Consider the following 26,528-nt stretch of genomic DNA (forward strand, 5'->3'; position numbering starts at 1 on the left):
TTTCTGATCAGGCAACCAATCAGCCACCTGAGAGAAGGTATGAATGAATGTATTCCTTCCCTGAAAAAACGCGACTAACAGCCATGAGCGATTGACAGCCGCTTCTTCGCCTGGTGTGGAAATCACTTTTCACGGTAATAAAAGTTTTCAGCTCCGAGGTAGTAGAATGACAAATGCTTGCCCCAATGCATTAAGTCTTGCCGTGGCCGTTGCAATCAGCTCCTCCATGATGGGTACACAGGCACAGGCCGATCGCAGGCTTCAGACAAAATCTATTGATATTCAGAGCGACGGCCATGCGGAGTTTATCCGGAGTGAAGTCATGGTTCAGCCAACTTTAGGTGATGACCAACAGCCAATACCCAACTCTTTTACCACCTCTTACCCTGACCAGTCTCAAAGAAATACGGACTATGTCCCTCCTTCTCTGAGCTTTACAGCAGTTCTTTCTGGTGTTGATGGTGGTGTTTACAGTGTTGATCAGTTTGAAACAGGCAAGAATAACCTTGCTCAGAAATACACCAAAGTCCTGAAGGTGGGTGATGAAGGCGTCTTCAGGTTCACCCATAATCTGGACAAAAAGGCACTGCACATTGAAGTCAGAGGCGGAATGACCGACCCGGATTCAATTGCGGCTGTTCGTGCTCAATTGGGTTGCGTCCCATCATTGGAACCGTCAACGAAAATCGCCACCCCCTTACAACTGGCTTTTTTGCTGGAAGGTGTCGACGACAGAGCAGGAAGCCTCGGCAGAAGTGATCACTATGTTGCCCTTGCCAGCATTGAAGTAGAAAAAGTAGAGGTGAATGGACGTACCTTTATGCGTCTTATCGCTGCGGGCGATCAGCCCCCTGAACTGCAAAGTCTGGGTCAATCACTCTTTGTCAATGATGAGGTTCTCCTGACAGCCGCTGCCTCGGCTTACATCCAGGTTCATGTCCTGGGAGAGGATTTACAACAGCAGGCTCTTAATGACCTGTTGGCATACAGCAAACCCGTTGGCTATGTTGTACACGCCGAGGATGATACAGAGGTCTACCCTGTGCCTCCGGGTTATCCAAAGCTGGAAGTATCAGAAGCTCCGGGGGAGGTTATTGTTTTCCATGGTCAGAAGCAGAATCCGCATGACATCGCTTTCGTAGAAAACCTCTATAAACTCTGGGTAAAAGCCTGGCTTAACAACCGCACCCCCGCAGCAGCAACACGAGTTAACAAATATAAGGTCAAAAGCTACCAGTACGTCATTCGCAGCAGGCAGATGGAGCTGTTGGATCAGTTTGCCAATCAGCTGGCCGCTCATCCCAATGCTGAGCTTGACGAAGATCAACTGATGATGCTTGCAGACTATGAATCTCTCCAGCAGGCATTGAGTAGCGCCACCCCGGACGCGGCAGATGAATTTCAACTTGCAATAAGACACATCAAAGTTGCCGAGTCGATTATCACGTCACCCTGGATTCAGGTTCAACTCGCAAAACATTTCGGCTTCAAACCCGCACTGAGAAATCTTCTGACTAACGAGCATTTTCTCAAAGAATTTATGTCCATTGTCAACGGCGAGGCGGCCAATGCTTTTGACTACGACGAAGAGTTTGCCAGCAAAATCGTTGCCGACATGACCAGGCAAATACTTGAGAGGGAAAGCAGACAAAAGGAGCTACAGACGAAAGAAGTACGACTCGCCCAGCTCAAAAAGCTTTACCATCTCGAAATGGATAAAGCCAACCCCAATGATGAGGAACAACTGACAACGCAACGACACTATCAGAACATTGAGGGTGAGCTTGCAGAGGTTCGTGTCAAACTGGAAGATCTGAAAAACCAGGAACGGAAACTTCAGCGGGAAGTCAAACGAATTCCAGAGCTGGAACAACAAGTTCGTGATGCCAGAAAAGAAGCCAGTAATCATTACAACGCTCAATTTGCAAAAGAGCTTGGTATTGTTAACTGGGATGACACCCAGCCACAAAAAGAGCAAGCCAGACGCATCACAGGGAAACTTAATGAAATCTTCAGAGCCGTTGCCGCAACAAAACAGCCTGAGGAAGAAGCTGTAAAAACAAACCTCGCCGCTATTGAAGTCCAGCTCGGTATTGCTCCAGACAATGAAAACGATCTGGATGCCCGCTTTCAGTCCATTCAACGGCATCTGCAACAGAAGGAAAAATTAACCGATGAGGCAATCTGGAATAGACTGATTGTCATTGAACAGCTCGGAGAGCAACATCTTCAGCATTTACAAAAGCTGAAAAAACAGAAAAACTGGCTACAGGAACTTCAGCAGGAACTTGATCGAACTCCAGCGCTGAGACGAGAAGTTCGTGATCCTATAGAAAAGACCATAACCGATTACTACGTTCAACTGGCAGAAGGGCTTGGTATTAGCAACTGGGTTGTGACCGAGCCATTTGAAGAACAAGCCAGACTCATCAGAAAGAACATTCATAAAATCAAAAGATCGGGAAAGTCCCGGAAAAAAGCTGTAATAGAAAAACTGGCGGCCGTTGAAGGCCAGTACAACATCTTTCCCAACAATGAAAACGATCTGGAAGCTCGCTTTCAGTCCATTGAACAGCACCTGCAACAGCACCTGCAACAACAAACAGAACTCATCGAAGGGGTAATACGAAATAGACTGGCTAACCTTGAAGTTCAGCTGGGTCTGGTTCCGGGTGACGAAGAGCAAATGGCATACCGTCAAGACCTCATTCGGCAGCACTTAAGGCAGCAGATAGATCAGGTCGACCAGGATTACCTTCGGCAACAGAGCATCAAAACAGGCGCTGAAAAAATAGCTGCAACCAAAGCTCGATTTGCAAGCATTGCCAAACATTTAAACATTCAGAACTTTGATGACAATGAAGATATTGAGACCCAGCAAAAACGTCTGATTCAGAGAATTCAGACACTGAATACTCACGCCGCCAAGGAAGAAACGTTCGTCAAACTCAGGCAGGAAGCTATGGCGACGGTTCTTGGCCTTGAACTGAATGAAGACAGCACATTAGAAGACCGCCAGGAACTGATAGAACATCGTCAGCTCAGGCTCTACAGACTTGCAGATTTCGAAAAAGAACTGGAACACATCTCAGTATCAGGCCATCCGATAACCACGCTTTCGGAATTGGAAGATGTACTACAAGACATCAGAACACCAGGCCACCCCAGATTCAAACCTGAAGTACTTGATAAACTGAGTGCCGTCGAAGAAGCTCTGGAAATGAGGGAACTCAATAGCGAGGATGATGAGTACTATCGTCGTCAGGCTATTTCAAGGGACATTCAGACATACATCAGCGAAGCCAGAGAGCGGGCAGAAGAAGACGCGCAAGATGTACTGAGAGCCGTAGAAGAAATACTCGGGATCAATGTCAATGAAAGTGATGACAAAGGAAAACGACTTGACAGGATTCTTGCAAAACTTGCCGACGATGAAGTTACCGAAAAAAAACTGAGTGATATACATAATGCCCTCTGGGGAGAAGAAGACTTCACACCTGCGAACAGCATAGCCAAGGTTCGAAGACTTAGTGAGCGACTTAGCCTTTATGTCATGGACTCGGATTTGCGAGCCACAACACAACAGACAAGGTTGCTTAAGGCTATAGAAGATGAGCTGGGCATCGACAGGAATGAACACGTTGCAGCTAAAGAAAGAGGCAAGAATTTCGTTGCCAAACTGGCCGATGATCTGAAAATAGACATTGTAAAAGATGCCAGCCTGAATAATCAGAAAGCTGTTCTAAAAGCCAGATTTCAGGCATTGGATGATGCAGTAAGCAAGCCCTGCGATGATGAAGGTAAAAGAAGAGGAATACATAATGAAATTGCCTACCAGCTTGGCATTCAGGGCTATAGAGATGATGCCCCTGCAGATGATCAGACCCATCTCATTAAAGAAAAACTCCAACAGCTGAATAAAGCAGTTTTTATGGCGGGTTGGCCTAAGTTTAATGAGCGTATCACAGCCATTAATGCTGAGCTTGACAGGCTAATGGCTTGTCTGGGACCTAAACCACGATACGTTCTTGATCGTGAGGTAGCCAAAGCCAAAAGTGACACAGAAAAAGCTAACAGTGAACTGGAGAAACTTCGTCGCAAACTCGATGCTGTTCATCGTAAACAAGTGGTAATCGCGCATCCTGATGACGTTCACCCTGATACAGATAAAGTCATCACAGCGCTCAATCAGGTCATGAAACACATTCACACCGAGCTGGGCCTGACTCAGGATGACAATCACACCCCTGAAGACCTATTAGACGACATAGAACGCTTTTTACAAAAAGAAGACGATGCAGTAAGGCGAGTTGAGACCGTTCAGAAACTGAGAGATACCATCAAAGAACTGAAAATCCCTTTTAAGAATGACCCTGATAATCAGTCAGAAGCAGACCATATTAAAGTCATTAGAGAATATACAGCCTCTCATGGCCGGGATAAAGTCGATCAAGCATTGGGCGAATTGCCTGAAACAAGGAGACAATACGCTCAGGTCAGGAAGTTCCTGCATGAATACGATTTTAGAGCAACGGAATTGGCCAATGCACAGGATGAAGAAAAGCAGGCCCGGGAAGCTTTAGACACTAAAAATCAGGCGATTGGCCATTCCAAAGACATCAATCCGAAAGCTAAAACCCAGCTTGAGCGCAGTAGAGAAGTGCTGGATTTAGTTCTGGAACAGAAAAAAGCAATTACATCAGAAGCACAAGAAGCCCTGAAGGCTCATGAAGCGAAGCTCAAAGCCATCGAAGATCACGTGGGTCTTAAGCCAGCCCCTACAGCCCGCTACGCTGACCGGGTTGATGCCTTGAGAAATAAACAGATAGAAATGGGCGGGCTTGATGGTACTGGCGGTAAGATCCTGCAACTGACTCAGAAACAGGACCGTCTAAACAGACAAATAGAATTCAGGACAGCGGAAATAGAGCAATTAAAGGAAGTCCTGAAAGCCGCAGAGAAAGCCGTCGAAAATGAGGGTGGCCCCTTCCAGTACACGCCGAAACAGGCAAATATACTGACCGATATCTACGCCTTCGTACAGTCGCACCCTCTCAAAAAACAGGCTCTGGAAGCCGTAATGGGCCTGGCAGAATCAGCAGAGCTAAGCGGTCAGTTATTACCCAATCTTCAGACTTTTGACTTAGACGATGAATTTGCACCGATTCGCTTGCAGGCGTTGGCCGGAAACCAGCTAACGTTTGATCAGTCCAGACGGATTGTGGAAGTCTTTAAAAATCTGCAGACAACATTCACGATGGAGCCTGAAGAAGGTCGGTCTCTGAATCCTCTGGGAGAACTCCAGAAGCTGGCAGACTCGGCAAGAGCTCACATTAAAACCGGGCCACAACAATACGACGATGAAATACGCGGCATGGGTGCAGCAGTCATTCATTACGTCGCGCATGAATCAGGGGATCTGAAAAGCTTCTCGGAATACTTCGCTACCCATTCTGCCAGTGGTAACAGGATGATTGCTCTGCTGCATGAAGGTCTGATCAGCAAGATTGAACTTGAGCACTACATGAAGGCTGTCAGAGGTGTCGATGGATATCAGACAGTGGCTGAATTTGAGCACTTTCTTGGTGATAAACACGGCGTCAGGGTGCCTGAGTTCAGGAAGGTTATCCAGATGCTGTCCGACGAGGGTATTGAGCAATTCATACAGAATGTCTTTACTCCTGTGACCGTGACCAGCATTGGCCCGACGGGTATGAAAGAGTCTGTAGCCGGTATGAAAGAATACGCAGCTGCGGTCATCGCCAACTACGTTCTTGACGATATTGCCTTTGAAAACGGTCGCAGGACTCTGGCATTCCTGGCCAATTTTCAGGATACCCTGACACCTTATGCCAATGCCGCTGGCATGTCTGAATCAGACCTGATCAAAATTATAAATAGTACATTGATGCAGGCTCATGCCGTAGCGGTTGAGCAGCAGCTCAATGATTACTGGGTCAAACCTTCAGCCTTCCTGGCACAGACGGTCACCTGGTATTTCTCCAGCTACAAACCTCTACTTTCGGCCCATAACACTCTCGAGGCTACCTTACTATCCCTGTCAAACATGTCGTTCCTCTACCTTCTGGATCTGACCAACAGGGGCGATTACCTGCACCGGATACTGACACCTTTCCGGCACTGGATGGAACACTATGGCGTCGATTTTAACCGAAACAGGCAATACGCCTACCACAGCGGCATTGAACAAGTCTCTGAATTGGGTGGACTGGCAATGCCATTGGGCAGGACCGCTTCCTCAATCATTCTGCTAAAAACCGGCTCTATGCTGTTTACCAGACAATATAACGCCAACCCCCACAGGTATCGCAGCCTTTTCCGCCTGGTTCCCGAAATGGTGAAATCCATGGGTTCCGGACAAGGGGTTAAGGTACCGCTGCTACACAGGATCACACCGGCAAAAGTGAAAACCATGGCATCTGCCACAGCCGGTCTTGTGCTGGGTCCGATAGCCACTGCCGGAGCATACGCCCACGGTCTTATATCCGGGTTTACCTATACTCAAACCTTCGGACTGGCTCTGACAACAAGCCTCACTTTCGACTTCTTCATGAATGACAACAAGATGCTCACTCAATGGCTGGGTGGACCTCTGGGCCGGAGTCTTGACAGGATCAATCGCTGGAGAGAAGCAGGCGAAACGGAATCTGACTATGTGAAACGTACTGCCATTACCACGCCTCAACGATTCAGTGAAACCGATGAAGCCTATGCCAACCGTGTTAAAGCCAACAACATGATGCATGGCTGGACGCAGGGCGAGCATTATCTTCAGTTCCGTGAAAGACGTGATCGGACCATGAAAATGTATGAGCATGGCTGGGAAAAATACTTCAGGGAAAATGTGCCTGAATGGTCATTCTCCCATGCAGAAAGCATTCCTTACTCCTACACTCTGGGAGCCCTCTTTGAATGGCAAAAAAGCAGTAATAAGAAACTTCCTGATCATGATAGAAAAATGCTTTCCGGGAAAGAGGATAAAGAGACCAGCGACGAACTTTGATATCAGAAATCAGCGGATGGCCTGTCCATCACAATCCAAACGAACGAAATCACTATAGAGGAATACATACTGGTTTTGTTTTTCTGAGGCAATAGAATGACGAACGCTCGCCCTAATGCATTAAACCTTGCAGTAGCGGCTGCAATCAGCACCTCCATCATTGGCACACAGGCACTGGCCGACCGCAAGCTGCAGACAAAGTCTGTCGATTTTGTGGGCAATGAACATTTGGAGTTTACCCACAGTGAGATCATTGTTAAGCCAACATTAGGTGATGACCAGCAGCCAATACCCAAATCCTTTACCACTACCTACCCTGATCAGCCTCAAGCCAGAGCGGTCTGTGCCGGCCCTAATATGGGCTTTACGAGCATTCTTTCCGTCACTGATAGTTGCGTATCCAGCATTGACCTGTTTGAAACAGACGAGAATGACGCTGCTCAGAAATACACCAAACTCCTGAAGGTGCGTGGTGAAGGAGTCTTCAAGTTCACCCATAACCTTGAAGAAGAGGAACTGGTTATTGAAGTCAGAGGTGGCATGACCGATCAGGATTCAGTGAAGGCTGTTCGTGATCAACTAAAAGGCGTTCAATCACTGGAACCGTTTACGAAAATCGCTGGCCCCGGACAACTGTACGCATTGTTGCAAGGTGCCGATGACAGAGCAGAAAACCTCGGTACCAGTGATCACTATGTTCCCCTTGCCACCATTGAAGTAGAAAAAGTTGAAGTGAATGGGCGTACCTTCATGCGTCTCATCGCTTCGGGCGATCAGCCTCCTGAACTGAAGCGACTGGGTCAATCGCTTTTTGTCAACGATGAAGCTCTCCTGGCAGCCGCCGCCTCTGCCTATATCCAGGTTCATGTCCTGGGAGAGGATATACAACAGCAGGCCCTGAATGAACTGTTAGCACACAGCAAACCCGTCGGATACATTGTACACAGGGAGGATGACACACAATTTTATCCTCTGCCTGCGGGCTATCCAAAGCTGGAAGTATCAGAAGTTTCGGGAGAGGTGATTGTTTTCCATGGTCAGAAACTGAATCCGCATGATATCGCTTTTGTAGAAAACCTCAATAAACCTCTGGGTACCGAACTCGCTTCTTCGTTAACAAGACAGGTTAAAAAATACAAGGTCAAAAGCTACCAGCACGTCATTCGAAGCAGGCAGATGGCAGTGCTGGAGGATTTTGTTACACGACACGACGCTGCAGTTAACAGAGATCAGGAAACGCTTGCAGGGAAAAATAAACCGGAGACACTTTCCCTTGAAGAGGAAGATAAACTGGCGATACTTTCGCTTGCATACTACGAGTCTCTTCATCAGGCGTTAGCCAGCGCTACTCCAGATGAGGCAGATGAATTTGAGTTCACACCGGAACACATCAAAATCGCTTCGTCAGTCACCACGCCAACCTGGTTGCATATTCAACTTGCAAAACACTTCAACTTCAGACCCGTACTGAGAGATCTTCTGAATACCCGGCATTTTGTTCAGAATATGCTGAATACTGCACCCCATATCTCCAAACTACCGGGCGATTTTTGTTACAACGACGAACATTTTGCTGACAAAGTCCTGCGCGACCTGGCCAGACAATTGATTGAGGTGGATAACACGCTCGAAGACCTACAGATAAAAGAAGCCAAACTCTTACAGCTTGAAAATCAATTGCAGCAAGCAATGGAAAGAGTCGACGCAATTGACAAGGAAAAACAGCAAACACAACGACACTATGAGCAAGCTGAATTTGAGCTGGGACATCTTCGTTACGATATAGAAGAGCTTGAAAACCAGGAACGGAAACTTCAGAAGAAAATCAAACAAATTCCAAAGCTGAAACAACAACTCCGTGATGCCAGAATAGAAATCATAAATACCTACAACTCTGAGCTGGCAATAGCGCTTGGCATTGATGACTGGGATGATGCCCAGCCACAAGAAGAGCAATCCAGACGTCTCCTGGAGACAATTAATGACATGCGCACAAAGGTTGTCGCAACCTATACCGCAACAGGACAGTCTGATGAAGAAGTTGTAAAAGCAAAACTGGCGGCGATTGAAGGCCAGTTCAGTATTACTCCGGACGATAAAAACGATCTGAGTTACAGCAACCCCAGGTCCGGTTTAAATCTGGATGAGACATTAATGATGGCCGAAGAGAATCCTTCGGAGAGTCTGGCTTTAATTGAAAGACATTATGGTCTGGTCCCGGTTGACAAAGCTGACCTGAATGCACGTATCAAGGCCATTCAGGAACACCTTAAGCACGTTAACTACTTCAAGCAACTGGAAGAACAGGCCGATCAACCACCTGTTCAGCAACAAAGCATCGGCACAGAGACAGAAAAAGCAGCAGCAACCCGAGCTCACAATGCAGTCATAGGCTCGCATTTAAACTTGCCAGATTTTGAAGACAATACAGATCCTGACACTCAGCAAGAAGTTCTGTTCAATTGGATTGAATCAATGAATGCTGAAATACAAAAATTAACAAAAGTGAGCGATGATCAACTTAGCGAGATTGAAACACATCGCAAAAAGATTGAAACACTTCGCAAAAATATTGAAACACTTCGCAAAAGTCTTAAAACACTTCACATAAAGGATGCTGATCAAGTTGGTCTTATTCGAGAAATTCAGTCACGGAATTATAGACAACTTGACGAAAATGTAGCACTTCTCAGAGAGAATGCTCGTCAACTTGAAAAACTTGTAAGACTTGATACACAGCATATTCAAGGCGAAGCCATCAAGGCCCGGCATTTACAGAAAATGAACGCTGTGAGCGAAGAAGTGGAGATTCCTTTAGAATATATGCTGATGCATTTAGAGGAAATATACTCCAGAAGAGGTTATAGCAAAGCCGACGCCGCATTCTTACGAGCTGCTTTGGCAGGGTTTTATGGTACCAGCGGAGCAGAGGAAAATAGAAAACTGACAGACGCAGTGGAAGTCAGGGTGAAGAAGCTTGCAGATTTGGAAGAAGAACTGGAAAGCCTCAAAACACCTCGCCACATTGTCAAGTCTGAAGTACTTGAGACAATGGGTAACGTGGAAAAAATCCTGGAGCTGGATGACCCCGATAAAGAGGACGATGTTTATAAGCGTCGTAACGCCATTTCCAGGGGAATGCAGACATCCATCACAGAAGCCTCACAGAGGGCAGAGGAAGAGGCGCTGGATGTACTGAGATCCGTAGAAACACTACTCGGGATCGAAGTCAATGAGGATGATGAGAAAGCCACAAGACTTGACAGGGCTCGCAGTAGACTTGACGGCGATGATGTCACCGAAATAAAGCTGGATGATATAAAGAATGTCCTCTGGGATGAAAGCATCAAGCTTGATGAAGATAGAGATAGCAAACTCGATACTCTTCGTGCGCGTCTTACGTATTTAGTTGAAGACACGAATCTGCAAGCCAAATGGCAACAGTTAGATTTCCTTGAAGCAATAGAGTACAGACTGGACATCAACGTGGATGAAAACGTTGCTGCCAAAGAAAGAGGCAAGGATTTCGTTGCTAAACTGGCCGACGAACTAAAAGTGGAATTAAAAAAAGATGCCAGCCTGAATGAACAGATCCACGCTCTGGGGTACAGAATTCGGACATTAAACGATGAACTGGACAAAGTCATCAATGATCTCCTTGATAATGAAAGCATGGAAAGAGCCATATATAGCGAAATTGCCCATAACCTCGGGATTCAGGACTATGAAGATGATGCCGACGAGGATGTTCGGATCAATCTCATTACAGAAAAATTCCAACAGCTGTATAAAGAACTTTATGAAGCGGGTCGTCCTACGGTTAATGAGCGTATTGCAGCCATTGATGCTGAGCTTGACAGACAATTGGCTCGTCTGGGACCTAAACCACAATACGTTCTTGATCGTGAGGTAGCCCGAGCCAGGGGAAACATAGCAAAAGCTGAGATTGAGCTGGAGCAACTTCATCACAAACTGGATGCTGTTCATCGTGAACAGGTGGTATTCGCAGATTCTACTGATGCCCCCCCTGACACAGATAAATACATTGCAGCTCTCAATGGGGCACTGAAAGACATTCATACCAGGTTGGGCCTGACTCAGACTGATAATCAGACCCCTGAAGATCATTTAAACGACATTGAACGTTTTATTCAGAAAAGCGAATACTATGCAGAAAGACGAACTGAGGCCCTTCATCAACTGCACACTACCATCAAAGCTCTGAAAATCCCTTTTGAAAGTGACCCTGATAATCTGTTAGAAGAAAGTAATATCATGAATGCCATTAGAGACTATAGAGCCTCTCATGACCGAAATGAAGTCAATAAAGCATTGGGGGAACTGCCTGAAACCAGACACAAGTACACTCAGGTCACGAAGTTCCTGCATGAGCACGAGGCCAGAGAAATGGAATTAGCCAATGCACAGGATGAAGAAAAACAGGCACAAGAGGCACTTAACACTAAAAATCAGGCGATTGACCCTTCCAAAGACAGCGATCCGAAAACTAAAACCAAACTTGAGCACAATCTTGAGCACAATCTTGAGCACAATAGAGAAGTACCGGACTTAGTTCTGGAAAAGAAAAAAGCACACATTTCAAAAGCACAGGAAGCTTTGAAGGCTCATGAAGCGACTCTTAAAGTCATCGAAGATGACGTGGGCCTTAAGCCAGACCCCACTGCCCGCTACGCTGACCGGGTTGAGGCTTTGAGACATAAACAGGTAGAAATGGGCGGGTTTGACGGTAATGGCGGTAAGATCCTGCAACTGACTCAGGAACAGGACCGTCTGAACAGAGAAATAGAAGTCAGGACAGCGGACATAGAGCAATTAAAGGAAGTCCTGAAAGTCGCAGAGAAAGCCGTCGAAAATGAGGGTGGTCCCTTCCAGTACACGCCGAAACAGGCAAATATACTGACCGATATCTACGCCTTCGTGCGGTCGCACCCTCTCAAAAAACAAGCTCTGGAAGCCGCAATGGGTCTGGCAGAATCAGCAGAGCTAAGCGGTAAGTTATTACCCAATCTTCAGACTTTTGACTTAGACGATGAATTTGCACCGATTCGCTTGCAGGCATTCGCCGGAGACGACCTGACTTCTAAACAGGCCAGTCGGATTGTGGAAGTTTTCAAGAGCCTGAAAACGACCTTCCCGAAATCTCTTTTCAAGCCCATAGAAGGTAGGCCTCAGAATATTCTGGAAGAAGTTCAGGTGCTGGTGCACAGAGCCAGAAATGAAATAAAAACCGCAGCTCAACAATACGACGAAGAAATTCTCGGCATAGGCTCGGCGGGCATTCAATATGTCGAGCATCTGCCAGAAGACCTGAAAAGCTTCTCAGAATACTTCACTACTCATTCTGCGAGTGGTAACAGAATCATCACTCTGCTGCATGAAGGCCTGATCAGCAAGACTGAACTTGAAAACTACATGAAGGCTGTCAGAGATGTCGACGGATATCAGACAGTGGCTGAATTTGAGCACTTTCTTGGTTATAAACACGGCGTCAAGGTGCCTGAGTTCAGGAAGGTTATCCAGATGCTGTCCGACGAGGGTACTGAGAAATTCATGCAGAGTGCCTTCACTCCTGTCACCGTGAGCGCCAGTGGCCCGGTGGGTATGAAAGAGTCTGTTGCCGGCATGAAAGAGTACGCAGCTGCGGTCATTGCCAACTACGTTCTTGACGATATTGCCTTTGAAAATGGCCGCAGAACGGCAGCATTCCTGACCAATATTCAGAATACCCTGACACCTTATGCCAATGCCGTTGGCCTGTCTGAATCAGACCTGATCAAAGCTATCCATGACACATTGATGCAGGCTCATGCCGCAGCGATTGAGCGACAGCTCAATGATTACTGGGTCAAACCTTCAGCCTCTCTGGCACAGATTGTCACCTGGTACTTCTCCAGCTACAAACCTCTGCTGGTGGCCCATACCACCCTGGAGGCTGCCATACTATCCCTGTCAAACATGTCGTTCCTCTATCTTCTGGACCTGACCAACAGGGGTGATTACACGCACAGGATGCTCACACCTTTCCAGCACTGGCTGGAACGCTATGGTCTTGATCTTGACCGAACGCGCCAGTACGCCTTCCACAGTGAAATTGAACAACTCTCTGAAGTGGGTGGGCTGGCGATGCCATTGGGCAAGGCCGCTTCCTCAGTCATTCTGCTGAGAACCGGCACCATGCTGTTTGCCAGACAACACAACGCCAACCCCCGGATGTATCGCAGCATTTCCCGTCTGGTGCCCGAAATAGTGAAATCCATGGCTTCCAGACAAGGAGTTCGAGTGCCACTGCTTCACAGAATCACACCAGAAAAAGTGAAAACTCTGGCTTCTGCCACAGCCGGTCTGGTGCTGGGCCCGGTAGCCACTGTCGGAACATACGCCCATGGTCTTATATCAGGATTTACCTATGCTCAAACCTTCGGATTCGCTCTGGCGTCGAGTCTCACTTTCGACTTCTTCATGAACGACAACAAGGTACTCACTCAATGGCTAGGCGGACCTCTGGGCCGAAGTCTTGACAAGCTTAATCGCTGGAGAGGCGTAGGTGAAACGGAATCTGACTATGTGAAACGTACTGCCATTGCCACGCCTCAGCGATTCAGTGAAACCAATGAAGAGTATGCAAAGCGTGTTAAATCAAAGGACATGATGCATGGTTGGATGCGGAACGAGCATTATCTTCAGTTCCGTGAACGACGTGATCACACCATGAGGATGTATGAGCATGGCTGGGAGAAATACTTCAGGGAAAATGTGCCTAAATGGTCATTCTCCCATGCTGACAGCATTCCCTACTCCTACACTCTGGGTGCCTTCTTTGAGAGGCAACAAGGCAGTAATAAGAAACTTACTGCTCTTGATAAAACAACACTTCCCAAGGGAGACGATAAGGGTATCAGTGACGAACTCTGATATCAGAAATCAGCGGATGACCTCTTCATAGCCATCCAATCGAAGCCGGAATAAAGGAATACATAAGGGCTCCGTTAACTCTGAGGTAGTAGCATGACAAATGCACGCCCCAATGCATTAAGCCTTGCAGTAGCAGTTGCAATCAGCTCCTCCATCATAAGCACACAAGCACTGGCCGAGCGCAAGCTTCAGATAAAGTCTGTCGATATTTCGGGCAATGGACATGTGGAGTTTATCCAGAGTGAGGTCATACTTAAGCCAACCTTAGGTGATGACCAGGAGCCAATACCCAAATCCTTTACCACTACCTACCCTGATCTGACTCAAGCCAGAGCGGACTATCTCGTTCCTTCTAATGGCTTTACAGAGGTTCTTTCTTTCATTGATGGTGCCGTTTCCAGCGTTGACCTGTTTGAAACAGACGAGAACGGTGCTGCTCAGAAATACACTAAAGTCCTGAAGGTAGGTGGAGAGGGAATCTTCAGGTTCACCCATAACCTTGCAGAAGAGGAACTGGTCATTGAAGTCAGAGGCGGAATGACCGATCAGGATTCTGTTGAGGCTGTTCGTGATCAAATAACTTTCTCTGACTTATTTTTAGAACCTTTAACGAAAATCGCCAGCCCCGCACAACTGTATAGATTGCTGCAAGGTGCAGATGTCAGAGCAGGAAACCTCGGAACCAGTGACCACTATGTTGCCCTTGCCACCATTGAAGTAGAAAAAGTTGAAGTGAGTGGCCATACATTCATGCGTCTTATCTCAGGAAGGGATCAGCCTCCTGAACTTAAACGTCTGGGTCAGTCGCTCTTTGTCAATGATGAGGTTCTGCTGGCAGCCGCCACCTCTGCCTATATGCAGGTTCATGTACTGAAAGGGAATTTACAGCAGGAAGCTCTGAATAAACTGTTGTCATACCATAAACCCGTCGGATATGTAGTACACATTGAGGATAACAGGCAGACTTACCCTGTGCCCACCGGTTATCCAAAACTGGAAGTGACTGAGGCTCCGGGAGAGATTATTGTTTTTCATGGTCAGAAGCAGAACTCTGCGGATATCGCCTTTGTAGAAACCCTCTATACACTCTGGCAAGAAGCTGAGGGTAATAACCACGCTCTTGCAGTAACAACAAAGGTTAAAAACCTTAAGATCGAAAGCTACCAGTACGCCATTCGAAGCAGGCAGATGGCAGTGCTGGAAGAGTGGGATGCGCGGTACGAAGCCGGTGAAGCTGTCATTGGCGAAAATGAGGCGAGGAAACGTGCACAAGAAGATCAAACGGTGATGTTTTCGCTTGATTTCTATGAGTCTCTCCAACAGGCATTGACCAGTGCTACTCCAACAGATCATGTCCATGAATTTGAGTTCTCACTGGAACACATCAGAGTCGCTTCGTTATTCATCACACCAATCTGGTTGCAGGTTCAACTCGCAAAACACTTTAGCTTCAAACCCGTAATTAAAGGTCTTCTCACTAACCCGCATTTTATTCGGAGTATTCTCAGCATTATACCCGTTTCCTCCGAATTACAGACCGAATTTTTATACAAAAACGAAGAGTTCGCTAACCAGGTTTTAAGCGACATGGCCAGACAATTGATTGAGATCGAAAGCACGCAGGAAGAGCTACAGATAAAAGAAGCCAAACTCATACAGCTTAAAAGTCAATTGCGGCTCACAGTGGATAAAGCCACTGCCAGTGAAAAGAAAAAATTAAGAGCACAACAAATCAGGCTACAAGTTGAGGATGAACTTGCTCAGCTTCGTAACATACACGAAGTATTGCATAGCCAGACACAAACACTCCAGCAGGAAGCCCAACGAATTCCTGCGCTGGAACAAAAGATTCGTGATGCCAGAAAAGAATCCAGAAAGGTTTACAACTCTGAACTGGCAATACAACTTGGCATAGATGACTGGGATGATACCCAGCCACTGGATGAGCAAGCCAGACGCCTCTCAGAAAAAATTAATGACATGAACAGAGCGGTCGCCGCAACCTTTACTGAAGCAGGTCTGCTTGATGAGGAAGCTGTAAAAGCAAAACTGGCGGCGATTGAAGGCCAGTTCGATATTAAACCCCTCAATGAAGACGATCCGGGAGCCCGCTCCCGGTCCATTCAACAGCATCTGCATTATAGGGCAGAGCTGCTCGGTGAGGAGGCTCCACACAGACTGGCCATCATTGAAAGCCAGCTTGGTCTGGTTTCGGATGACGAAGCCCACCCGAAGACCCGTCGTCAGGCCATTCAGCAGCACCTTGAACAACTGGAAGTTCAGCTCGTTCAACAACGTATTCAACAACAAAGCCCCCCCACAGAGGCTGAAAAAGCAGATACAACCAAAGATCGCCTTGCACTCATAGCCTCACATTTAAACATTAAGGAGTTTGATGGCAATGCAGATATTGACGTTCAACAAAATCTCCTGCTTTGGAGAATTGAGTCACTGAATGCTCAAGTACAGAAAGCTCAATGCTGCAGGGATGACACTATCGTCAAAGTCATGACAAGTGCTTTGGCAGCGATTGTTGGTATCAAGTTGAATGAAGACACCACAGAAGAAGACATCAACGCACTGATGGAAGTCATACATGACAGGTTTCAACGTCTTGAAGATACGGAAGAATTACTCAGCGACATCAGAACACCTGGTCACCCCATATCCAAGCCTAAAGTACTTGATAAACTGCGAGCCGTGGAAAAAGCCCTGAAGATGGATAACCTCGATAGCGAGGACGATGAGTATTACCGTCGTCACGCTATTTCTAAGGACATACAGGCATACATCACAAAAGCCGGAGAGCGGGCAGAGGAAGAGGCGCTGGATATACTGGAAGCCGCAGAAGAAACACTCGGGATCAATATCAAGGAAGGTGATGACAAAGCAGCAAGACTTGACAGGGTTCGTACAATACTAGACGGCAATGATGTCACTGAAAAAAAACTGGATGATATACAGTATACCCTCTGGGAAGAAGAAATCGATTTTGATGAAGATAGGGATACAAAACTCGATAATCTTCGCGCGCGTCTTGCCTCTGAAGTTGAAGATACGAATGAACGAGCCAGAGAGCAACAGGAGTATTTTCTTGGAGCCATAGAATACAGGCTTGGCATCGACACGAGTAAAAACGTTGCTGCTAAAAAAAGAGGCAGGGATTTCGTTGCTAAAGTGGCCGACGATCTGAAAGTAAAATTTAAACAAGATGTCGGCCTGGATGAACAGAAGTATGTTCTGCAATCCAGAATTCGGGCATTGAAGTATGAATTAGACCAAACCTACAATGATCTCTACGATGATGAGAGCATCATCGAAACCAAATATAACGAAATTGCCCACCTCCTTGGGGTTGAGAACTATATAGACGATGGCACTTTGGATGTTCAGTTCAATCTCATTACCGAAAAACTACAACAGCTGTATGAAAAAGTGTTTAAAGCGGGCCAGCCTGAGGTTCATGAGCGTATCGCAGCCATTGAGAATGAACTTGACAGGCAAATGGCTCACCTGGGACCTAAACCCCGATACGTTCTTGACCGTGAGTTAGCCAGAGCCAGAGGAAACATAGAAGAAGCTGAAAGCGAGCTCGATGAACTTCATCGCAAACTGGGGGCTGTTCATCGTCAACAAGTGGTATTCGCAGATTCCACTAACATCGACCCTGAAACGAGTAAAGACAAGACGACGCCTAATCAGGTAATGAAAAAACTTCAGACTGAGTCAGGTCTGACACCGGTTGATAAGCAAACGACCGGAGAGCGAGTAAACGACATCAGACACTTACTGCAGAGCGCAGGTTCAGAGAAACATGATGAAATCGTTCAAAAACTGAGAGCTGCTACATCAGAACTGAAAATCTCTGTTGAAGGTAACGCTGAAAGGCTTGCCGAAGAGGATTACTTCGATGCCATTATAACCTATACAGACACTCATGGTCAGGACGAAGTCGAGCACGCAATGGGCGAACTGCCTGAAACCAGAAAAAAGTACGCTCAGGTCACGAAATTTCTGCATGAGCACGCTTTAAAAGAAATGGAATTGACCTGTGCACTGGATGAAGAAAAGCAGGCACGAGAGGAACTGAACACTAAAAATCAGGCGATGCATCCTTCCAAAGAAATCGATTCGAAAACTAAAACTAAACTTGAGCACAATCGACAAGTGCTGGATTTAGTCCTGAAACAGAAAAAAACAAAAATATTAAAAGCACAGAAAGCTATGATGGCTCATAAAAAGGATCTTAAAGCCATTGAAGACGACATGGGTATTAAGCCAGATCCCACTGCGCGATACGCTGACCGGGTTGATGCTTTGAGAAAAAAACAGATAGAAATGGGCGGGCTTGATGGTACTGGCGGGAAGATCCTGCAACTGACCCGGGAACAGGACAGCCTTAACAGAGAAATAGAAGTCAGAAAAGGGGAAATAGAGCAATTAAAGGGAGTCCTGAAAGCTGCAGAGGAAGCCGTTGAAAATGAGGGTGGCTCCTTCCAGTACACGCCCAGACAAGCAAACATACTCACCGATATCTACGCCTACGGGCAGTCGCACTCCCTCAAAAAACAGGCTCTGGAAGCCGCAATAGGTCTGGCAGAATCAGCAGAGCTAAGCGGTAAGTTAATACCAAATCTTCATACTTTTGACTTAGACGATGAATTTGCACCCATTCGCTTGCAGGCATTGGCCGGAAACCATCTGAGGTTTGATCAGGCCAGACGGATTGTGGAAGTCTTCAAAAATCTGAAGACTGCATTCACAATTGAGCCCGCAGAAGGCCAGTGTCTGAATCCTCTGGGAGAAGTCCAGAATCTGGCAGACTGGGCAAGAACCCACATTAAAACCGGGCCACAACAATACGACGATGAAATACGCGGCATGGGTGCAGCAGCCCTTCACTACGTGGCGCATGAACCAGAGGATCTGAAAAGCTTCCCGGAATACTTCGCTGCCCATTCTGCCAGTGGTAACAAGATCATCGCTCTGCTGCGTGAAGGTCTGATCAGCCAGGTTGAACTTGAGCACTACATAAAGGCCGTCAGAGGTGTCGATGGTTATCGGCTGGTGGATGAGTTTGAGCACTTCCTTGGCTATAAACACGGCGTCAGGGTGCCTGAGTTCAGAAAGGTTGTCCAGATGCTGTCCGACAAGGGTGCTGAGGAATTCATGCAGATCGCTTTTACTCCTGTGACCATGACCACCAACGGCCCGGCAGGCATGAAAGAGTCTGTTGCCGGCATGAAAGAGTATGCCGCTGCGCTCATCGCCAACTACGTTCTTGACGATGTTGCTTTTGAAAACGGTCGCAGGACTCTGGCATTCCTGACCCATGTTCAGGATACTCTGGCACCTTATGCCCATGCTGTTGGCCTGTCTGAATCAGACCTGATCGAGATCATCCATGGCACATTGATGCAGGCTCATGCCGCAGCGGTTGAGCAGCAGTTCCATGATTACTGGATCAAACCTTCAGCCTTCCTGGTACAGGCGGTCACCTGGTACTTCTCCAGCTACAAGCCTCTTCTGGTGACCCATACCGCTCCGGAGGCTGCCGAACTGTCCTTCTCAAACATGGCACTCCTCTATCTTCTGGATCTGACCAACAGGGGTGATTACCTGCACAGGATACTCACACCTTTCCAGCACTGGTTGGAACGCTATAGCGTTGATCTTGACCGAACCAGGCAATATGCCTACCACAGCGGCATTGAACAAGTCGCTGAAGTTGGCGGACTGGCAATGCCTTTCGGCAAAGCCGCTTCCTCAGTCATTCTACTGAAAACTGGCTCTATGCTGTTTAACAGACAGTACAACGCCAACCCCCGGATGTATCGCACTCTTTCCCGTCTGGTTCCCGAAATGGTGAAATCCATGGGTTCCGGACAAGGCGTTCAGGTACCACTGCTGCACCGGGTAACGCCACAAAAAGTAAAGACTCTGGCCTCAGCCACAGCCGGTCTGGTGCTGGGTCCGGTAGCCACCGTCGGAGCATACACCCATGGTCTTATATCCGGGTTTACCTATGCTCAAACCTTCGGATTCGCTCTGGCATCCAGTCTCACTTTCGACTTCTTCATGAACGACAACAAGATACTCACACAATGGCTGGGTGGCCCCCTGGGCAGCAGTCTTGACAAACTTAAACGCTGGCGAGGTGCAGGTGAAACGGAATCAGACTATGTGAAACGGACTGCCATTGCCACACCTCAACGCTTCGGTGAAACCGATGAAGAGTATGCCAACCGTGTTAAAGTCAACCACATGATGCATGGCTGGACGCGGAAAGAGAATTATCTTCAGTTCCGTGAACGACGTGATCGCACCATGAAGATGTATGAAAATGGCTGGGAGAGATACTTCAGGGATAATGTGCCTAAATGGTCATTCTCCCACGCAGAAAGTATTCCTTACTCTTACACTCTGGGTGCCTTCTACGAATGGCAACAGAGACGTAACAGGCGAGCCACAAGGACCGCAGCGCCCGAGGCTACAGCTGTGAAAACTGCACTGAATGACCAGGAGATTGAGAAGTTCGATCCCGATAAAGATGAGAATACCCACGACGAACTTTGATATCAGAAAACAGTGAGTGGTCCCTTCATAGCCACCCAAAAGAAACCAGTATAAAGGAATATACACAGGTTTCTTTCGGATCATGCCATCGATAAAACCCTGTTAGAAGCCATTTTAGAAGCTATGAATGCACTCCTGCCCTGAAAAACAACTCAACTCTATTGGCATTGAACCTTGCCACTGTCAACTAAATTCGCTCAATAGCTTAACGGATTTGCCATAGTGAACTAAATTTTCTCAACAGTCTGGCAAAACTGCCATGAGCGATCGACAGCCGCTTCCCCGCCTGGTGCGGAAATCACTTTTCAAGGTAATAAAAGTACTCAGCTCCGAGGTAGCAGAATGACACATGCTCGCCCCAGTGCATTAAGTCTTGCTGTGGCGGTTGCCATCAGCTCTTCCGCCATTGGTGCACAGGCACTGGCTGATCGCAGGCTGCAGATAAAATCAATCGATATTCAGGGCAATGGACATACAGAGTTTACCCAGAGCGAGGTTGTGGTTCAGCCAACTTTAGGGTACGACCAGCAACCGATACCCAAATCCTATACCACCACCTACCCTGATCAGGCTGAAGCCAGAGCGGGCTATGAGGTTCCTTCTGAAGGCTTCACGGACGTTCTCTCTGGCATCAGTGGTGGTGTTTCCAGTGTTGATCAGTTTGAAACAGACGACTATGGCGTTGCTCAAAAATACACCAAAGTCCTGAAGGTAGGTAATGAGGGGGTCTTCAAGTTCACCCATTACCTTGCAGACAACAAACTGTTGATTGAGGTCAGAGACGGCATGACCCATCAGGATTCAATTGATGCTGTTCGTGGTCAATCATCTGGCATCCAACGGTTAGAACCGTTAACGAAAATCGCCAGCCCGGAACAACTGGTCGCACTGCTAAAAGGTGCTGATGAAAGAAAAGGAAGCCTTGGCGAAGTTGATCACTATGTTCCCCTTGCCACCCTTGAAGTGGACGAAGTTATAGTGAACGGGCGCACCTTCATGCGTCTTATCGCCTGTGGCGATCAGCCTCCTGCGCTGCAGCACCTGGGTCAATCACTCTTTGTTAATGATGAGGCTCTTTTAGCAGCAGCCACCTCTGCCTACACTCAGGTTCACGTTCTGGGGGAAGGTATACAACAGAAAGCCCTTAATGATCTGTTGTCATACCATAAACCCGTCGGCTATGTTGTCCACATCGAGGATGTGGCACAGCCTTATCCTGTGCCTGAGGGTTATCCAAAAATGGAACTGATTCAGGCTACAGGGGAAGTGATTGTTTTCCGTAGTCAGAAACAGAATCCGACCGATATCGCTTTTGTGGAAGGTCTCTACGACCTATGGGGAGAATTTGATGGTAATGACCGTGCTTCTGAAGCAACAGCTCAGCTTATTAAAAAAGACAAGGTCAAAAGCTACCAGCACGTCATTCGAAGCAGGCAGATGGCACTGCTGGAGACTTTAGCTGCCGAGCACAATGCTAATGAACAAACAATAGCCGCATTCGAAGATAAACTGGTGACGCTTGCATTCTATGAATCTCTTCAGCAGGCATTGACCAGTGCCAGCTCAGATGGAGCAGATGAATTTGAATTCACAATACCACACATCAGAGCCGCTTCGTCGTTCATCACGCCAACCTGGATGCATATGCAACTTGCAAAACATTTCGTCTTTAAACCCACACTTAGAAACCTTCTGGCTAACCGGTATTTTTTCCAGAATATTCAGAAAGTCATACCCATTGCCGCCGAAGTGACTGGAGATCCTTTTGCCGAAGACGAACGCTTTGCTTCCAAATTGATGGGTGACATTACCGGGCAACTGTTTGAGATGGAAAGCAAGCTGGAAAAGTTGCAGGTAAAAGAGGCTGAACTTGCCGAAATATCAAAGACAGCACGTGAAACAAGGGCAATGGCCACTCAATATATTAAGGAAAATCACAGGGCAGTAAACCTCAATCAGCTACAGGAGGCTGAGGTTAAAAGGCTCCGTCAAGACTTGGCGGATCTGAAAAACACCAAAACACCGAACCGTCCCAAAGCCAGACCTGAAGTACTTGAGACATTGAGAGCTGTGGAAAGAGCCCTGGATGAGACCAGCCTCAGTGAAAAAGACGATGTCTATTTACATCGCATGCACATCTCTTATTACCTGCGGATACACATCATAGAAGCCAGGAGGCCAAAGGAAGAGGCCTTGGTCATACTGCAAAGCTTAGAAAGATTATTCAACATCAAAATCGATGAAGGTGGCGACAAAGCAGCAAGGCTTGAAAGAATCCGTAAAAGGCTTGATGGCGGTAATATCTCACCCTATGAGCTGGATAAGATGGATGAGATCCTCTGGGAGGATCACAGCACAGCTCTTGAGGATCTCGAAGGCAGAGATATCAGACTCAACTCCATCCATGCACGTCTTGCCTTTAAAGTCGAAGAATCGGAACAGCGAGCCAGAGAACAACAGGCAGCTTATCTTATCGCTGTAGAGGATGAGCTGAATATCTACCCTCACGAACACACTGCTGCTAAAGAAAGAGGCAAAACTTTCATAGCTAAACTGGCCAGTGATCTGCAGGTAAGATTTGAAAACAGTGCCAGCCTGTCTTACCTGAAACATGCTCTAATCGCCAGAATTGAGGCATTACGGGAAGAAGCCAATGAAATCTGCGACGATGAAGGTGTCCAAAGAATCAAAAACAATGAAATTGCCCATCAGCTCAACATTGAAGACTACAGGGATGATGCCAGTGCAGACGAACAGAACAGTCTAATTAAAGAAAAACTTAAACAGCTGAATGAACAAGTTTTCAAAGCGGGTCAGCCTGACGTTAATGAGCGTATTGCAGGCATTGAGAATGAACTTGACAGGCACATGGCTCGTCTGGGACCTAAGCCCCGGTTCGTCCTTGATCGTGAAATCACCATGGCCAAACAAACACTGGAACAAGCAAGAGCTGAGCTGGCAGTTGTTTATCGCAAACTGAATGCTATTCAAGGCAAACGACCGCTAGTTGTGGTTCATAATAAATACCCTGTCCGGGAGGGAGACGGCAAAGCTCTCAGTCGGGCAGTGCAACTCACTCCGGGCGCATTGGGTCAACCCGCAGGTGATGAGCAAACCCCGGAGAGTCGGGTAGACGCCGTGAGACAAATGCCGCTGCAAGGCAGTGAAGAAAGACGAGATCCAGTCATTGATAAACTGGAAGCTGCCTTTAAAAAAATGAACATCAGGATAAGAAGAGGTGATATCGGATTATTGAAGAAAGCTGATTACATTGCCATTAGTGCCTCTACAAATACTGATAATCGGGTCGAAACCGATACAATCGATAATGAACCGGGTGAACTGCTTTTAACCAGAATAAAGTACCGCCATGTCGCGGAATTCCTCCATGAGCACGACAAGAAAAGTATGGAATTGACCAATGCACGGCTGGAAGAAAGGAATGCACAAGAGAATCTGGATCGTAAAAAACAGGAGATTAAAGATCCCGGAGACATCGATGAACAGGCTAAAACCGCACATAACAAGGAGATCGCTGCGCTGACTTTAGCCCTGAAGCAGAAAACTGAAGCCGTATTAAAAGCAAAAGACGCTCTGACGGATTATCATGAAGCAGGTCTTGGCGCTAGCGAAGAAGCTATTGGTCTCAAACCAGACACTTCTGACGCCCATGAACAACGGATTAATGCCCTGAGAAAAAGACAAGTACAACTGGGCGGCTACGATGGTACTGGCGGCACGATCCAGCAACTGATTAAGAAACAAGCTCGTCTGGAAGATGAGATTAAAACCAGAGAAGCAGACATTGAGAAAATGAACGAAGTCCTGAAGGCTGCAGAGGAAGCCGCCGAACATGACGGCGGTCCCTTCCAGTTCACTCCGAAACAGGAAAAAGCCCGGGCTGATATCCACAAATTCGTGCAGCAGCACCCTCTCAAAAAACAGGCTCTGGAAGCCGCACTGGGCCTGACCGAAGCAGCAGCAGAGAGCGGTAAGGCAACACCGTTCCTTACGACTTTCGATTTTGACGATGAATTTGCACCGATTCGCTTACAGAAAATGGTCGGAGACAATTTGAGTTTTGATCAGGCCAGCCGGATTGTGGAAGTCTTCAAAAACCTGAAGAGGCACTTTCCGGTCATCCCTCACGAGCCTCCGGAAGATCAGTCTCAGAATGTACTGACAACAATCGAAAAGCTGGTATTCAGGGCCAGGCATCAGATGAAAACAGGGGCTCAACAATACGACGATGAAATACACGGCATGGGCCTGACAGCCGTTCACTACGTAGAGCATGAACCAAGTAACCTGAAGGGTTTCTCGGAATACTTCACTACCCGTTCTGCCAGTGGTAAGAAGATCATCGCCCTGCTGCGTGAAGGTGTGATCAGCAAGCTTGAACTTGAGAATTACATAAGGGCCGTCAGAGGTGTCGACGGTTATCAGACAGTGGATGAGTTTGCACACTTCCTCGGTTATAAACACGCTGTCAAGGTGCCTGAATTCAGGAAGGTCGTCCAAATGCTGTCCGATGAGGGTGCTGAGCAATTCATGCGGATTGCCTTTACTCCTGTGACCGTGACCGCAACTGGCCCGGCGGGTATGACAGAGTCTGTTACCGGCATGAAAGAGTACGCCGCTGCGGTCATCGCCAACTACGTTCTTGACGATATTGCCTTTGAAAATGGCCGCAAGACGGCAGCATTCCTGACCAATGTACAGGATACCCTGACACCTTATGCTCATGCTGCCGGAATATCTGAATCAGAACTGATCCAGGCTATCCATGGCACATTAATGCAGGCTCATGCTGCAGCGGTTGAACGACAGCTGTATGATTACTGGATCAGACCTTCAGCCTTCCTGGCACAGGCGGTCACTTGGTACTACTCCAGCTACAAACCTCTATTGGTGACCCTGACCGCCATGGAGGCTGTCGACATATCTCTCTCAAACATGGCGTATCTCTATCTTCTTGATCTGACCAACAGGGGTGATTACACGCACAGGATGCTCACACCTTTTCAGCACTGGCTGGAACGCTACGGTGTAGATCTTGACCGAACCAGCCAATATGCCTACCACCGTGAAATTGAAAAAATCTCTGCGTCAGGCGGACTGGCAATGCCACTGGGCAAGGCTGCTTCCTCAGTCATTCTGTTGAAAACAGGCTCTCTGCTGTTTGCCAGACAGTACAACGCCAACCCCCACAGGTATCGCAGTATTTTCCGTCTAATTCCCGAAATAGTGAAATCCATGGGTTCCGGACAAGGGGTTCAGATACCACTGCTGCACAGAATCACACCAGAAAAAGTGAAAACCCTGGCCTCTGCAACAGCCGGTCTGGTGCTGGGTCCGATAGCCACGGCCGGAGCATACGCCTACGGTCTGGTATCCGGGTTCACCTATGCTCAAACCTTCGGATTCGCTCTGGCGTCGAGTCTCACTTTCGACTTCTTCATGAACGACAACAAGATGCTCACTCAATGGCTGGGTGGGCCTCTTGGTCGTAGTCTTGACAAGTTTAATCGCTGGAGAGGCATGGGTGAAACGGAATCTGACTATGTGAAACGCACCGCCATTGCCACGCCTCAACGCTTCAGTGAAACGGATGAAGAGTATGCCACCCGTGTTAAAGCAAACAATGTGATGCATGGCTGGACGCGGGACGAGCATTATCTTCAGTTCCGTGAACGACGTGATCGCAGCATGAAGATGTACGAACATGGCTGGGAGAAATACTTCAGGGACAATGTGCCTCAATGGTCATTTTCCCACGCAGAAAGCATCCCTTACTTCTACACTCTGAGTGCCTTCTTTGAGTGGCAAGAAAACAGTGATCAGAAACTTTCTGGTCATGATAGAGAAATGCTACCCACGGGAGACAATAGAGATATCAGTGATGAACTCTGATATCAGAGATCAACGGATGACCTCCTTATGACCTCCAAACGAAACCTGTATAAGGAATACATATTGGCTTCGTTCCTCTGAG

Annotated in this window: 4 protein-coding genes; all 4 read left to right on the forward strand. The window is 47.4% G+C overall.

All coding sequences use genetic code 11. From position 1 onward, the window contains the following. Window positions 1-166: 166 nt before the first annotated feature. The 4 genes from KBW69_RS06945 (at window position 167) to KBW69_RS06960 (ending at window position 26,446) form a co-directional block, all read left to right on the forward strand. Entirely contained in the window at window positions 167-7,024 is a 6,858-nt protein-coding gene (locus KBW69_RS06945) for a hypothetical protein (RefSeq protein WP_257280417.1), read from the forward strand. Between the two features lie 96 nt (window positions 7,025-7,120). After that, entirely contained in the window at window positions 7,121-13,957 is a 6,837-nt protein-coding gene (locus KBW69_RS06950) for a hypothetical protein (RefSeq protein WP_257280418.1), read from the forward strand. Window positions 13,958-14,050: 93 nt separating this feature from the next. Continuing rightward, window positions 14,051-20,533 (forward strand): hypothetical protein, encoded by a 6,483-nt coding sequence (locus KBW69_RS06955; RefSeq protein ID WP_257280419.1) that lies wholly within the window; start codon window positions 14,051-14,053, stop codon window positions 20,531-20,533. Between the two features lie 342 nt (window positions 20,534-20,875). Then, the gene (locus tag KBW69_RS06960; RefSeq protein ID WP_257280420.1) at window positions 20,876-26,446 is read left to right on the forward strand and encodes a hypothetical protein; all 5,571 of its coding nucleotides are present in this window, start codon (window positions 20,876-20,878) and stop codon (window positions 26,444-26,446) included. Window positions 26,447-26,528: the final 82 nt, after the last annotated feature.

Origin of the sequence: Endozoicomonas sp. ISHI1 (assembly GCF_024606225.1) — a bacterium.
Taxonomy (GTDB): Bacteria; Pseudomonadota; Gammaproteobacteria; order Pseudomonadales; family Endozoicomonadaceae; genus Endozoicomonas_A.